The following is a 14051-nucleotide window of genomic DNA, read 5'->3' as shown; positions in this document are numbered from 1 at the left end:
AAACTCAGGGGCGCAATCGGCGCCCCTCCCGGAGCCCGGTGGCGCGGACGGCTATCCGGCGCGGAAACCGCGATAGACGGCGGCGCCGGGATCGACGACCGCCGAGGATTCCGTCGTGGCGATCTCGCCGAGCCGCTGATGCATGTCCGACTTGATGCAGGCCGGATCCGTATTGGCCGCATCGCCCGTCAGCGCCAGCGCCTGGCAACGACAGCCGCCGAAATCGATATGCCGGCGCTCGCAGGAGCGGCAGGGCTCCTTCATCCACGACGTGCCGCGATAGGCCTCGAAAGCCGGCGACGACGACCAGATGTCGGCGATCGAATGATCCTGCACGTACCAGAATTCCAGATGCTTGATCGTCTCGGCCGCATGGCAGGGCAGCGCCCGCCCGGCCGGCGTCACGCTCAGCGTCCGCGCGCCCCAGCCGCCGTTACACAGCTTGGGGTATTTGGCGTAATAGTCCGGAAACACCGCGTCGATGACCAGCGTGCCTTTCAGCCGCTCGCGGGCTTCCTCGACCTCGGTGATCGTCCGGTCGACATCCTCGCGCGCGGGCATCAGCTGTGCCCGGTTCTTGAGGGCCCAGCCGTAATATTGCGTATGGGCGATCTCCAGGCGCTTGGCGCCGAAATCGACCGCTTTCTGGATCATCTGCGGCACCTGATGAATGTTCATCCGGTGGATGACCGCGTTCAGCGTGAGCGGGAAGCCGCGTTCGACGACAGAACGGGCGAAGGCTTCTTTCTTCTCGAACCCGCCGCGATAACCGCCGACAAGCTCGGTGATCTGGGCATCAGCTCCCTGCAGCGAGAGCTGGATATGGTCGCAGCCGGCCTCCAGCAGCGCATCCAGCTTGTCGTCGCTGACGCCGACGCCGGAGGTGATGAGGTTGGTGTAGAGGCCAACCTCGCTGGCGTGGCGGGTCAGTTCGACGATGTCCTTGCGCGCCGTCGGCTCGCCGCCTGACAGATGGATATGGATGACCCCGAGTTCGGCGGCCTCGCTGAACACACGCTTCCAGGTCTCGGTGTCGAGCTCGCTGGACCGGCCGTCGAGCTGCAGCGGGTTCGAGCAATAGGTGCAGCGCAGCGGGCAGCGATGTGTGAGTTCGGCCAGAAGGCCCAGCGGCGGCGCCGGCGTTGGCTGCGCAACCGGCTCACCGGCCGGCTGGGGAAAGACGGCTTCGTTCATAACGTCACCATTTGCTTGTCGCTGAGATCGACAAGGAAGCTCGCGACATCGGGGCGGATGGTGGCTTCGTCAGCGGCGAAGACCTCGGCCAGCGAGCGGACGATCGTGCCGAAATCGGACTTGCCGTCGACCCGCTTCAGGATCTCGGTCGCAACACCGTCGGCGTTGAAGATCCGCTCCGGGCCGACCAGGATGAAATTGCCGCGGACCTTGTCTTCGCGAAACTTCACGCCGTGCGGCAGCTTCGGAATCGTGGTGTCGGCAATCTCGGTCATGATCTCGGATTCTCTTTCTCTGCCGTGCCGGGCTGCCAGGCATCAGCCGGGGTCAGACCCGGCGCGACATAGGCGAAACACAGGGCGTCGAGTTGCGCCCACAACACGTGGCACTTGAAGCGCAGGGCGTTCAGCACCGCCTCCTGCTCTTCCGGCCGGCGGGCGTTCTCCAGACAATACTCCAGCGCGAAATCGGAATCACGCTTGGCCTGCACGGGACGCTTGTCGAAATAGGCCAGCGTCTCGCGTGAGATGAAGTCGTAATGCTCGAGCATGCCGCGCACGCGCGTGCCGATGACATTCGGCGAGAACAGCTCGGTCAGCGACGAGGCGATGGCCTCCAGAAGCGTCTTCTCCTGCACAAAATGCACATAGGCATCGACCGCGAAACGGGTGCCGGGCAGGATACCGGCGCCGCTCTCCACATAGGCACGATCGAGACCGACGCCATCGGTCAGGGCGATCCATTTCTCGATGCCGCCGCGCTGCGCCGGCTGCCCCTCGGACGCCTCCTGTCCGTCGTGGTCGATGATCCGCTGGCGCCATTCGCGCCGCAGCTCCGTCGTCTGCAGGCGTGCCAGGATATGCGAATCCTTCACCGGAATCTGCGACTGGTAATAGTAGCGATTGAGCGCCCAGGCCTGCACCTGCTCGCGGCTCAGCTGGCCATTCTGTAGCATCTGCTGGAACGGATGCAGGTGATGGTAGCGCTCGGCGCCGATCTGGCGCAGCGCCGCCTCGAAGGCCTCGCGATCCATCATAGCCGTCATGGCGCGATCTCCATGCCATCCTTCGCGACCTGCCAGCCGGCTGCCTCGACAGCCTGGCGCTGGTCGGATCCCTCGATCAGGATCGGATTGGTGTTGTTGATGTGGATATAGGTCCGGTGCCCGATCCCCAGATCGTCGAAGGCGTTCAGGCTGCCGCCCTCGCCCGAGATCGGAATGTGGCCCATGCGCCGACCGGTCTTCGGACCGACGCCGGCCTGCGCCATCTCGTCGTCCTCGAATACGGTTCCGTCGAACAGCAGCGCGTCGGCGCCGCGCACGCGCTCGCGCAGCGGTTCCGTGACCGCGGCGCAGCCGGGAATGTAATAGGCGGTCTGGCCATGCGCCGTCAGCCGGACGCCGACGGTCATCTCGCCTTCCTCGCCGACGTCGACCTCGCCCTTTTCCAGATAGAGCGGGACCTTGCCGGGAACCGAGAAGATCTCGACCTCCAGCCCGGGCACCGGCTCGAACGCCTGCCCGACCGCCACCGGCCGGCGCTCGACACAAGCGGGGTCGAGGACGGAAAAGATCGGGTTTTGCTGGATGACGTCGAGAACGCCTGCCGTTCCGTAGAGCGGAAAATTCTGCTTCTCGCGCAATGTCAGGAGGCCCGCGACATGATCGACGTCGCCATTGGTGACGAGCACTGCGCCGATCGGCGACGCACGCCGCGCCGTATCCGCAGCCCCGGCCATCGGCGAGATCGGCGGGGATCGCATGATCTGCTCGCGCAGGTCGGGAGAGGCATTCAGAAGAAGCCAGTTCTCACCGTCCGCCGTCGCGGCGATCGAGGATTGCGAGCGCGCGCTGACACGGGTGTCGCCGGTCCAGTAGAGGCGGCATACGTCACAGAGGCAGTTCCACTGGGGATAGCCGCCGCCGGCAGCGGAGCCCAATACAGAAAGCCGCAGGCGGGTCTGTGCCCGCCCGCGGCTATCATGTGCAGTCGACAATTAGAATTCGATCGGCATGTAGCCGTTGATTTCCATCGCGACGCAAACTTCCGTGATAACGGGCTTGTTCCAGGCCATTGTCATTCTCCCAAAGTGCCGCGACCGACAGAAGGTCGATCGCTGTACCCACCAACGGAAAGCTAGCAAAAGCGTTTCATCATCGAAAGCCACGCGGGGTCACAAAGACCGGTGGGAGCCGTTATCGGGAATGTTTCCCATACGGCGCTGCGGCGGTCGACAGCCACGCCGAGGCCCACTATTGCAGGCTCCCATGGCCGATTTCACCAATCCTGATACATTGGCGGCATCCTTGCTCGAAGGATCGCGCGCCGCGCTCTCACGGGCGATCACCCTGGTCGAATCGACCCGGGTCGACCATCGCGCGACGGCAGCAGCACTGCTCGATCGTCTCGCGCCGGAGACCGGAGGCGCCATCCGCATCGGCCTCAGCGGCGTTCCGGGCGTCGGCAAGTCGACCCTGCTCGACGCCTTCGGCTCCATGCTGACGGCGAAGGGCCACCGGGTCGCGGTGCTGGCGGTGGACCCGTCCTCGGTCCGCAGCGGCGGATCGATCCTCGGCGACAAGACCCGCATGGCGCGTCTCAGCGTCGATCGCAATGCCTATGTCCGCCCCTCCCCGTCCTCCGGCACGCTCGGCGGCGTCGCGGCCCAGACCCGCGAGACGATGCTTCTCTGCGAGGCTGCCGGCTTCGACGTGGTGATCGTCGAGACGATGGGCGTCGGCCAGGCCGAGGTTGCCGTGGCGGAGATGGTCGATCTCGTCCTTCTCCTGATGATCCCCGGTGGGGGCGACGAATTGCAGGGGATCAAGAAGGGCATCCTCGAGGTCGCCGACATCATCGCCGTGAACAAGGCCGACGGCGGCAATGTCGACGCGGCGAAGACCGCCGCCTCCGAGATCCGTTCGGCGCTCAACATACTGGCGCCGCGTTCGGCCGCATGGCGCGTTCCCGTCGCCGCGGTCTCCGGCATGACCGGCGCCGGGCTCAATGCGCTCTGGGGTGAGATCGAACGCTTCCGACAGGTACATCGCGACAACGGCGCCTGGGACGAGCGCCGGGCCGACCAGCGTGTGCGCTGGCTGTGGTCCAGCCTCGACGCCGCGATCCGCCGGCGGGTCCTGTCCGGGCCGAACTGGCCGGCGGAGATCGCCGCCGGTGAAAACGCCGTGCGCACCGGGGAACGGGCGCCCTCGGCCGTTGCCGAAGATATACTCGACCATCTGGGCCTGCCCCGTTCCGGCGGGAACCGATGACGGCCGCCCCACCGTTGCAATCATCCATTTCGCGCGTGTCGCAGCCGATGCCTGTGCACCGGCGCCGCGCGCCTTAGATCGCCTCTCACGAGAGCCAAGGATTTCTGCATGTCCAATACAAGACCCGACCGCACCGCCCGCCTTGCCGTGCTGATCGACGCCGACAACGCCTCATCGCGGATCGCCGACGGCCTGTTCGAGGAAATCGCCAAGATCGGCGAAGCCAGCGTGCGTCGCATTTACGGCGACTTCTCCTCATCGCGCTCGAAGGGCTGGGCCGACGTGCTGTCGCGCCACGCCATCATCCCGCAACAGCAATTCGCCTACACGACCGGCAAGAACGCCTCCGACATCACCCTCGTCATCGACGCGATGGACCTGCTCCACAGCGGACGCTTCGACGGCTTCTGCCTGGTCTCGTCGGACAGTGATTTCACGCGGCTCGCGGCGCGGATCCGCGAGCAGGGCGTCGATGTCTACGGCTTCGGCGAGCAGAAGACCCCCGAGAGCTTCCGCCAGGCCTGCCGTCGCTTCATCTACACCGAGAACCTGCTGCCCCAGCGCATCGCGCCGGAGAAGGACGACGGCAAGCCGACCAGCGCGCCGCTCGCCAAGCCGCAGGAAGCCGCCGAACTGCTCAAGCGGGTCATCGACCAGATGGACACCGAGGATGGCTGGGTGAATCTCGGCAGCTTCGGAAAGCAGCTCCTCAACCTGTCGTCGGACTTCGATCCCCGTACCTATGGCTTCAAGAAGCTGTCGGACCTCGTGCGCTCGACCGACCTGTTCGAGGTGGACGATCCGGAGGGCGGCAGCGTCGACATCCGGCTGAAGCCGGCGACCAAACCGGCGCCGCGCCGGCGCTCCACCCGCAGCCCCGCCAAGAGCGGCGAGCGGACGCGGTCGGCGCCGAAGAGCGACTGGAGCTGATCGGCTGTCGCCTGACTAGTCGAGCGTCGCCCGGACGGCGCCGACCTCGGTCTTCTCCCAGTTGCGCAGGGTCGTCTTGGACAGCGCGTCGAATCGGGTCGCCAGATCGGCATCGTGGCTGCGCAGCGCCGCAGCGATGATCGCTGCCACCAGCACCTCGCTGGCCCGGGTCGCGCCGTCGTCGATTTTCAGGGCGAAGCCGAGGCCGAGCTCCGGCAGCGCCCCGCAGAACACGCCCTCGGCACCGGTCTTGGCAAAGACTTGGCCGGGGGCGGCCTGCATTAGCGCCTCGCAGGCCCGGCCGGTGCCCGACATCTCCCAGGGATGAGCCATGCAGGCGTCGATGAGGCGCCGGCCGGCAGCTGCGCGCTCGGCCGCGATCCCATGTCCGCTGACCAGCTTGGCGAAGCCATGGGCAAAGCTCTTCAGCGGCGCGGCGAAGGTCGGGATCGAGCAGCCGTCGGTGCCGCAGACATCGGAATTCAGATCGAAGCCGGTCAGATCCTCGATCACCGCCTTGGCGCGCTGCTGCACCGGATGACCGAGCCCCACATAGCCGCGGGTCTCCTCGCCCTGGTGCACCGCCGTGCACAGGAAGCCGGCATGCTTGCCCGAACAGTTGTTATGCAGCGCCGTCGGCCTCTCGCCGCGCCGGGCAAGCTCACGCGACACCGACGCGTCGAACGGCCAGTGGCAGCCGCATTCGAGGACCGTACCGTCGAGGCCGGCTTTCGCCAGCATCTCCGCCGCCAGACGCGCATGGCCGTCCTCGCCCGAATGGGAGGCGCAGGCCAGCGCCAGTTCCCGGTCGCCGAAACCGTAGGCATCGGCGGCGCCCGTTTCGATCAGCGGAATGCCCTGAAACACCTTGATCGCCGAGCGCGGGAAGACCGGCCGCAGGATATCGCCACGATGGTCGATCATCTCGCCCGCCCCATCGACGAGCGCGAAACCGCCGCGATGGAAACTCTCCACGATACCGCCGCGGGTCACTTCCACGAGAACCGGGTTTGCCATTGGGCACCTCGACCTTAAGCTGCTGTTTCGAAACGTCGCCTCAATATCAGTCCGACACGCCCCCCGCCACCTGCCCGCGAGCCGATGCGTCCCTTGAAAGTGCTGCTGCTTCTCATTGCCGGGGTCTATGTGCTGCCGGCGGCCCTCTCCGCGTTGCTCTGGTGGACCGGCGAACATCCCGGCTCGTGGCGCCAGGCGGACTGGAGCTCGGCGAAGATCCTGCCGGTGCCGGCCCACGACACGCCGGCGGCCCTCTACATCCTCGCCGCGCGCACCGGCGGCATGAAGGGCGCCGTCTCGCAGCATTCCTGGATCGTCTTGAAGGGCGATGGCGCCAGCCCCTACGAGCGCTGGGACAAGGTCGGCTGGGGCATGCCGATCCGGCAGAACCATCGGCCGGCCGATGGCCTATGGTACTCCAATGTTCCCGAGATCGTCGTCGCCGTCACGGGAGAGCGCGCCGAACGCCTGATCCCGCAGGTCCTCGACGCCATCGCCTCCTACCCTTTCGCAGCATCGGGCGGCTACCACATCTTCCCGGGGCCGAACTCCAACACTTTCGTCGCCCACGTCATGCGCGCCGTGCCCGGCATCGACGCCACCCTGCCGGCCGCCGCGATCGGTCGCGACTACCCTTCAGAGGGCCGCCTCGTCGCGCTCGATCCCGACCGGGCCGAGTTCCGGCTGTCGCTGTGGGGCTATGCCGGCCTCGTCGTCGGCTGGGACTCCGGCTTCGAGGTCAATTTCCTCGGCCTCGTCGCCGGGCTGGACCCCCGCCGTCTGGCGATCAAGGTCCCGGCTTTCGGCACCTACGCCCTGCGCGGGACCTAGCGGAACGCCAAGAAGACCGGCGTGATCGCGAACGCAACATGCAATGCCGCCCGGCACCGATGCTTGACGCGCGGAAACAGCAACCTTTCGTTCACCACGACTTGCTAGGCTTCCCGGAATTGTTGCGGGGGAGACACCGGCATGCTGCAGATGATGCGCAAACAGAGAAGCTATCGCGAGCAGTTCGCCGACGCGGTGATCGAAGTCTCGCCCGATGGCTACTACGTCCTTCAGGACGGCGTGATCCGCGACTGCAATCCCGCGACCGAGGCCATGCTGAGGGGCAAACGCGAGGGCATTGTCGGCCTCACCCCGAAGGCGATTTCCCCGGACACCCAGCCCGACGGCAGCCGCAGCGACGCCCGGCTTTGCGACATTCTCGCCGAGGCGACGAAGAACGGCGCGGCGCGCTTCGAATGGACGACCAAGCGCCTCGACGGCACGACCTTTCCCGGCTTCGTCACCATCATGGCGACGAAGATCAACGGCAAGCCCGCCTACGTCACCTTCCTCGTCGACCTCACGGTGATGGTCGAGATGCGTGAGGAGGGTGCGAAGGCGCAAGCCGCCGAAGCCAGGGCCGCCGAAGAGCAGACCCGCGCCATCGAGACGCTGGCGACGGCGCTGAACCAGATTGCCGGCGGCGACCTGCGCGCCCGCCTCGCGACGAAGTTGCCGGCCGCCTTCGGCAAGATCGGCACCGATTTCGACAGCGCCATCGGCGCGCTGGCCGATGCGCTCGCCGAGGTGGCATCCACCGTCGGCAGCGTCGAGCAGGCGACGGGCGGCATCGCCCAATCCTCCGCCGATCTGGCCACTCGCACCGAGCAGCAGGCAGCATCCCTGGAGCAGACGGTCGCGGCCCTCGGCGAGGTAACGGCGGCAGTCAATCGAACCGCCGAAAGTTCCAGTCAGGCGCGGGTCGTGGCGACCGCCGCCCGCGACAAGGCGGAAAAGGGCGGCGAGGTCGTCTCGCGCGCCGTCGCCGCGATGAGCCGCATCGAGACCTCGTCCCACAAGATCGGCGAGATCATCGGGGTGATCGACGAAATCGCCTTCCAGACCAATCTCCTGGCGCTGAACGCCGGCGTTGAGGCGGCCCGTGCCGGCGAGGCGGGCAAGGGCTTCGCCGTGGTCGCGCAGGAAGTGCGCGGCCTCGCCCAGCGCTCCGCCGATGCAGCGAAGGAGATCAAGCTGCTCATCTCGGCCTCCGGCGAGGAGGTGAAGAACGGCGTCGAACTCGTCACCGCGTCAGGTCGTAGCCTCGACGAGATCGTCCAAGAAGTTGCCGCAATGACCGATGTCATCGGCCGGATCGCGGTCTCCGCGACCGAACAGGCGACAAGTCTGCGCGAGGTCTCCGGCGCCGCCGCCGAGATGGATCGGGCGACCCAGCAGAACGCCACCCTGGTCGAGGAGACCACCGCGGCCGTGCAGGCGCTGGCGGCCGACGCCCGCAATCTCGGCGATGTGGTCGAACGCTTCCGCCTGGAGGACGATGCCGTCCATCTGCGCAGTGGCTCGCAGCAACCCGCTTCGCGCTCGCGCCTCGACCGCGCCGCCTGAACTGCAGCCAGACAAAGGCGCATTCCCGCGATCATCGAGCGGGGCGGCGCGCTAGCCCTTCAAGGAAGGCCGGAGCGGCGAGCGGCGTTTCCGTCCCGCTCCCGATCGTTTCAGCCCGTCCGTGTTGCTTCCGCCAGTGACAACCGGCCCAGCAGATCCTGCGCCGTGCGGGTTGCCGCGCCGGCGGCCATCGCCATCTGCGGCAGGATCATCCATTCCAGCGTCCAGGCCGCGCCGGACCGCTCGTTCTCATGGACCAGCGACTGGTGCAGACCCGAGACCAGCGTCGCGTTGAAGCGTGCCAGCGTCACAAGCACCTCGGCCCCGACGGGGTTCTGCTTGTGCGGCATCGCCGAGGATCCGCCACCACCCTGCAGCGCCAGTTCGCCGACCTCGTTCTGCAACGACAGCACGACGTCCTGCCCGAACTTGCCGAGTGCGCCGGTGATCAGCGACAGCCAGGTGCCGAATTCGACGATGCCGTCGCGGTCGGTATGCAGCGAGCCCGGCGCCGACCAGAGCCCCAGTATCTCGGCGACGCGCGCGGCAATCGCGTCCCCCTTGCCGTCGAGACTGGCACGGTCCCCGACGGCGCCACCGAACCGCAGCGCGAAGGCCCGCGGGGCGATTTCCTCGCGCCGCAGCCGGCACCGCACCAGCGGGTCCGACCACGCCGACAGCTTGCGCTGGAACCGGGTCGGACGAGCCGCCTGCATGCGGGTATGGGCCATCACCTCGGCATCGGCCGCTGCGATGCTCCACTCTGCCAGCCCGTCGACCAGTGCAGCCAGCCGCCGATCGAGGACGAGGGACACCCCCTGCATGCGCATCGCCATGGACGCGTCGATCACGTCCTGGCTGGTCGCGCCCTTGTGCAGCGCCGCCGCATGATCGTCGGCGAGATCGGATCTGAGCTGACGCAGCAGGTCCGGAACGACCACCCCGTCGCGGGCCGTGCCGTCCGCCAGACTCGCGATGTCCGGGGCGAAACCCGCCGCTCGCGCCGCGATCGCGGCAGCTGATTCTGCCGGGATCAATCCCTCCGCAGCCTCGGCCTCGGCCAGCGCCGTCTCGAAGGCCAGCATGGCCTCGATGTCCGATTCGGCTGTGAAGTAGGAGGAGAGCTCCTCGTCACCGAGCAAACCGGCAAGGATCGGATTGGAGAAGACGGCTGCCGTCATTGGTTGCCCGCGCCGCCGAACACCTCGGCCGCGAAGTCCGCCACCAGACGCGTCGTCGCCTGCGGCTGCTCGATGCACGGCAGATGCCCGGCATTCTCGACGATATCGAAGCGCGCGCCGGCGATGAGATCGGCGGTCGAGCGCACGAGATCGGGCGGGGTCGAGCCGTCGTGGTCGCCGACGATGCACAGCACCGGCAGCGTCAGCGCTCTTGTCGCCTCCGTATAATCCGCATCGCGCAAGGCGCAGCAACTGCCCAGATAGCCCGCCAGCGGCGTGCGCAACAGCATGTTGGAATAGCCAACGAAGTCGGGCCTGCCGGGTGCGCGGAAGTCGGGCGTGAACCAGCGCTGCAGGATCTGGTCGGAGATGGCCGCGATCCCGTCCGCCTCGATCGCGGTGATCCGCTGGTTCCACAGCTCGTCCGAGCCGATGCGATGCGCCGTATCCATCAGCACCAGCCCCTTGGCGACGCCCGGATGCTGCGAGGCGAGGCCCTGCGCGATCATGCCGCCGATCGACAGCCCGACGACCAGCGGTTCGACGAGGCCCAGATGATCGATCAGCGCCTTCAGGTCGGCGACGTGATCTTCCATCGCGTAGGGTGACGGCGTCGCCTCGGACAGGCCATGACCACGCTTGTCGTAGCGAACGATCCGGTAGTCGGTCGCCAGATCGGCCACCATCGCGTCCCAGATGCGGAAATCGGTCCCGAGCGAATTGGCGAAGACCAGCGTCGGCCCTGCCGCGTTCCCCTCGACCTTGTGATGGAGAACGACGCCGTTGACCCGTTCGAATGCCATTGCTGCGGTATCCTTGTTGCTTGCTCCGTCCGGCGATCATAGGCGTGGCGGCCGCGGAAGAAAGCCCGTTGCGGCGTCCGCGCCGAACGCCCCTCGCCTTCCCCGTTTCGCCGAGACCTGCTAGCCGCTAAAGGCACCAGAGTGGATCCGGGGTGCGGGAGGCCTGCCATGTTCCTCAGTTGCGGCGATGCGCTGTTCGATCTTTTCGTCGAAACCGGCGACGACGTGGCGCAGATCGCGCTCGCCGGCCGTGTCGGCGGCTCGCCGCTGAACGTCGCGCTCGGTCTGGCGCGCCTCGGACATCCCGCCGGCTTCTTCACCAAGGTCTCGCGCGACATCTTCGGCACCCGCATTCGCGGCTTCATGGAACGCGAGGCGATCGACCAGCAATTCCTGATCCCGACGGATTGCAACACCACGCTGGCCATGGTCTCGCTCGCGGCCGATGGCTCGGCGGCCTACGACTTCTACATCGAGGGCACGGCCGACCGTTCGGTCGAACCGTCGGACGTGCCGGCCGAATTACCCGAGGCGCTCGCCGCGATCCATGTCGCGTCCTACTCGACCGTTACCGAACCGACCGCGTCCTCACTGATGAAGCTGGTGCGCCAGGAATCCGGACGACGCTTCATCTCCTACGATCCGAACATCCGCACCGCGATCGAACCGGACATTGACATCTGGCGCGCGAAAGTCGCCGAGCTTGTCCCCTTCGCCGGGATGGTGAAGGCGAGCGAGGAGGATCTCGAACAGCTCTATCCGGGACGCGCGGTCGAAGCCGTGCTGGCGGACTGGGTCGGCGCCGGAGCGGAGATGGCGGTGGTCACACGCGGCGAGAACGGCGCTGTGGCGCTGACGGGTGGCGGCGTTGCCGCCACGGTCGCGGGGCAGCGGATCGTCGTCGCCGATACGGTCGGCGCCGGCGACACGTTTCAGGCTGCACTCCTGGCAGCACTCCAGGAGCGCGGACACTTGTCGCGCGCCGCCCTGAAGCAGGCCGACCAGGCCAGCGTGGAATCGCTGCTTCGTTTCGCGGTCGGGGCGGCGGCGGTCACCTGCTCCCGCCGGGGCGCCGACCTGCCGCGCCGCGCCGATCTCGGGCTGCCGCCGCTGGACTGAGCCGTCCGGCCGGCCGCTTCGAACCACTGCACACAGAAAAGCCCGACGGATCGCGAGGATCCGCCGGGCCCTGAAGCGAACCCGGACGCGCGAAGCGTCCGGAACATTTCTTAGTTGAAGCGATACGAGGCCTTGGCCCAGATCGTGTGGAAGTCCAGGTCGTCGTTGTTCGACTCGCTGGTGAAGCTGACGGTGTTACCGTTGGTGGAATCAGTGCCGGTAATCGTCTGATCGTTCGAACCGAGGTTCGTGTAGAGGTACTCGACGCCGAACGAGATGTTGTTGGTCGCCATCACGTCAACGCCACCACCGACGGCGTAGCCGATGTCGGTGTCGTTCTCGTCCTGCTCGAACGTGTAGTTCGTGAAGGTGCCCGACGAGGCCGGAGCAGACGCGTTGTTGTCGACGCCGGCATAGGCGAGACCGCCCGTACCGTACAGCAGGACGCTGTCCATCGCGTAACCAACGCGCGCCCGGACCGTGCCGAGGTAGTTGATGTCGCTGCTCGTCGAGAAGGTCGAGCCACCACCGGTCGTGTAGGAGCGGTTGGTCTCGGCGTCGATGTAGTTGATGTCGGCGACCGCACCCACGACGAAGTCGTTGATCTGGTAGTCGTAACCGATGTGACCACCGCCGATGAAGCCGGCATTGTCGTCATCTTCGGAATACGTGCCGGTGCCGAATGGGCCGCCGCCGCCCGGGTTGAACGTCGCGCCATCGGACTCGTTGCCGAATGCGACGCCAGCCTGGCCACCAATGTAGAGGCCGGTCCAGGTTGCGGTCGTGGCGACCGGCTCGATAGCCATCGGCGCCGGTGCCGGCGGCTCCTCATAGATGACGTCCGCGGCCAGGGCCGGGGTCACGAAAGCCGTGGTGGCGAGAAGCAGTGCAAGGCGTTTCATAGTCGTACTCCATTATGTCGCTTGCGCGACCTTGTCTCCGGACCGACGCTGCCGTCGGCTCCGAATGCCGCACCCGTCTTGTCGGGTTCGGGAGGGTTATGGTTCGCATCCGTGCTCAGAAAATGGCAGGAATACGTTCTCCTTCGCCGTGTTGCCGATCCGCAACGAGGACCTGCAGGACCCGGCGTCGTGAATCCTTCGTAACGCCCGACCCTTTATTCTCCCTTAAAAACGATGGTTTACGTCAACCGCCCGTTCACGGACGCCCTTAATCAATGCGGCGAAGTTGTGTCGGAAGTTATTCCTAGACTGCAGTGCAGCAACGTCCCGATCGGGGCCGGAGGCGGCCTGTGCCCCGCATCGCAGGGGGTCGGCGGGGATTGCGGATCGAGCGGCGACCGAGCGGAAAGCCGCCCCATTCCCGCCATGCTCAATCACCGATTTTTACCGATGGAGCATCGGCCCAGATCAGAGAGCAGATCACCTGTCTGACACAACCGCATGGACATCTGCCGCTCGCCGCGCACCAGATCCCGGCGGTCCAACCGGTCTCAGCGCCGCGGGTGACTGAAGCGTTGCCAAGTACTCGGGCCCGGATACACTTCATTTTAGCAGGAGCGAGGAGGCCGGGCAGGCGCGCCATGGCGGCGACGGCCTGCCGCACGCGCCGCGCATTCCATTCTCGCACCCACGCCTGCGACCTGAATTCGCGGTTCGGCTGATTGCCCTCTCTGGAACCGTTCCATATCCTTCCGAAGGCACCGTCATTGGTTGGAGGACATATGAACAGGTTGATCGTCGCTGCGGGAGCCCTGCTCTCGCTGACACTGGCGAGCGGGGCCTTCGCCCAGACCGCCGGAGATCCGGATGCCGGCAAGAAGGTCTTCCGCAAATGCATGGCCTGCCACGCCGTCGGCGAAGGCGCCAAGAACAAGATCGGGCCGGAACTGAACGGCATCGTCGGGGAGAAGCCCGGCGCCGTGGAGGGCTATTCCTTCTCGCCCGCCTTCCAGGAATGGGCGGCCGACAAGGCAGCCTGGAACGAGGAACTGATGACGGCCTGGCTGACCAACCCACGCGATGTGGTGAAGGGGACCAAGATGGTCTTCCCGGGCATCAAGAAGGAACAGGAAATGGTCGACATCATCGCCTATCTCGCCTCCTTCGACGAAGCCGGCGCGACGCGCGACCCGGCCGAGGCACTGGCTGACGCTGCGGCCCAGTAGGCCCATTT

General features: G+C 66.6%; 15 protein-coding genes. 6 read left to right on the top strand and 9 right to left on the bottom strand.

Going from position 1 to position 14051, the window contains the following annotated elements:
* Window positions 1-51: 51 nt before the first annotated feature.
* Genes pqqE through pqqA form a run of 5 tightly spaced genes read right to left on the bottom strand, consistent with a single transcriptional unit; the run spans window position 52 to window position 3270 of the window.
* Window positions 52-1194: a pyrroloquinoline quinone biosynthesis protein PqqE gene (gene pqqE / locus SI859A1_RS04040; RefSeq protein ID WP_009208582.1), complete on the bottom strand. Its 1143-nt coding sequence runs from the start codon at window positions 1192-1194 to the stop codon at window positions 52-54.
* Complete coding sequence (gene pqqD, locus SI859A1_RS04035) at window positions 1191-1469, bottom strand: pyrroloquinoline quinone biosynthesis peptide chaperone PqqD (protein WP_024349005.1); 279 nt, start codon at window positions 1467-1469, stop codon at window positions 1191-1193. Before pqqD ends, pqqE begins: the two co-directional genes overlap by 4 nt.
* Complete coding sequence (pqqC, locus tag SI859A1_RS04030; RefSeq protein WP_009208581.1) at window positions 1466-2239, bottom strand: pyrroloquinoline-quinone synthase PqqC; 774 nt, start codon at window positions 2237-2239, stop codon at window positions 1466-1468. The genes pqqD and pqqC overlap by 4 nt, the downstream gene beginning before the upstream one ends.
* Window positions 2236-3150: a pyrroloquinoline quinone biosynthesis protein PqqB gene (gene pqqB / locus SI859A1_RS04025; protein WP_040326259.1), complete on the bottom strand. Its 915-nt coding sequence runs from the start codon at window positions 3148-3150 to the stop codon at window positions 2236-2238. Before pqqB ends, pqqC begins: the two co-directional genes overlap by 4 nt.
* A 42-nt stretch (window positions 3151-3192) precedes the next feature.
* The gene (pqqA, locus tag SI859A1_RS22430; protein WP_007067894.1) at window positions 3193-3270 is read right to left on the bottom strand and encodes a pyrroloquinoline quinone precursor peptide PqqA; all 78 of its coding nucleotides are present in this window, start codon (window positions 3268-3270) and stop codon (window positions 3193-3195) included.
* A 193-nt stretch (window positions 3271-3463) separates the two neighbouring features.
* Between pqqA and meaB the strand changes: the two genes are divergently transcribed.
* Both meaB and SI859A1_RS04015 read left to right on the top strand, forming a co-directional pair.
* Entirely contained in the window at window positions 3464-4468 is a 1005-nt protein-coding gene (meaB, locus tag SI859A1_RS04020; RefSeq protein ID WP_050767427.1) for a methylmalonyl Co-A mutase-associated GTPase MeaB, read from the top strand.
* A 108-nt stretch (window positions 4469-4576) separates the two neighbouring features.
* On the top strand, window positions 4577-5398 hold the full coding sequence (locus tag SI859A1_RS04015; RefSeq protein WP_009208578.1) for an NYN domain-containing protein: 822 nt from the start codon (window positions 4577-4579) through the stop codon (window positions 5396-5398).
* A gap of 15 nt (window positions 5399-5413) precedes the next feature.
* Here the strand turns inward: SI859A1_RS04015 and SI859A1_RS04010 are convergent, their stop codons facing one another.
* A complete protein-coding gene (locus tag SI859A1_RS04010; RefSeq protein WP_009208577.1) occupies window positions 5414-6415 on the bottom strand; it encodes an asparaginase in 1002 nt (333 codons plus the stop codon).
* 84 nt (window positions 6416-6499) lie between these two features.
* Between SI859A1_RS04010 and SI859A1_RS04005 the strand changes: the two genes are divergently transcribed.
* Together SI859A1_RS04005 and SI859A1_RS20155 are read left to right on the top strand one after the other, a co-directional pair.
* On the top strand, window positions 6500-7246 hold the full coding sequence (locus tag SI859A1_RS04005) for a DUF3750 domain-containing protein (RefSeq protein WP_009208576.1): 747 nt from the start codon (window positions 6500-6502) through the stop codon (window positions 7244-7246).
* Between the two features lie 141 nt (window positions 7247-7387).
* Window positions 7388-8812: a methyl-accepting chemotaxis protein gene (locus SI859A1_RS20155; protein ID WP_009208575.1), complete on the top strand. Its 1425-nt coding sequence runs from the start codon at window positions 7388-7390 to the stop codon at window positions 8810-8812.
* 110 nt (window positions 8813-8922) lie between these two features.
* Here the strand turns inward: SI859A1_RS20155 and SI859A1_RS03995 are convergent, their stop codons facing one another.
* Both SI859A1_RS03995 and pcaD read right to left on the bottom strand, forming a co-directional pair.
* Window positions 8923-9993 carry a 3-carboxy-cis,cis-muconate cycloisomerase gene (locus SI859A1_RS03995; protein WP_009208574.1) on the bottom strand — a complete coding sequence of 357 codons (1071 nt, stop codon included), beginning with the start codon at window positions 9991-9993 and terminating at the stop codon, window positions 8923-8925.
* Complete coding sequence (pcaD, locus tag SI859A1_RS03990) at window positions 9990-10796, bottom strand: 3-oxoadipate enol-lactonase (protein ID WP_009208573.1); 807 nt, start codon at window positions 10794-10796, stop codon at window positions 9990-9992. The genes SI859A1_RS03995 and pcaD overlap by 4 nt, the downstream gene beginning before the upstream one ends.
* Window positions 10797-10964: 168 nt before the next feature.
* Between pcaD and SI859A1_RS03985 the strand changes: the two genes are divergently transcribed.
* Entirely contained in the window at window positions 10965-11915 is a 951-nt protein-coding gene (locus SI859A1_RS03985) for a carbohydrate kinase family protein (protein ID WP_009208572.1), read from the top strand.
* A 110-nt stretch (window positions 11916-12025) separates the two neighbouring features.
* Here SI859A1_RS03985 and SI859A1_RS03980 read toward each other — a convergent pair whose 3' ends face one another.
* On the bottom strand, window positions 12026-12817 hold the full coding sequence (locus SI859A1_RS03980) for an outer membrane protein (protein WP_009208571.1): 792 nt from the start codon (window positions 12815-12817) through the stop codon (window positions 12026-12028).
* A 782-nt stretch (window positions 12818-13599) separates the two neighbouring features.
* On the opposite strand from SI859A1_RS03980, the gene SI859A1_RS03975 reads away from it, so the two are divergent.
* Window positions 13600-14043 (top strand): c-type cytochrome, encoded by a 444-nt coding sequence (locus SI859A1_RS03975; RefSeq protein ID WP_040325207.1) that lies wholly within the window; start codon window positions 13600-13602, stop codon window positions 14041-14043.
* Window positions 14044-14051: the final 8 nt, after the last annotated feature.

Source organism: Aurantimonas manganoxydans SI85-9A1 (assembly GCF_000153465.1).
In the GTDB taxonomy this organism is placed as follows: Bacteria; Pseudomonadota; Alphaproteobacteria; order Rhizobiales; family Rhizobiaceae; genus Aurantimonas; species Aurantimonas manganoxydans.
Note: the sequence above shows the minus strand (reverse complement) of the source record. Positions and strands in the feature narration are given on the sequence as shown.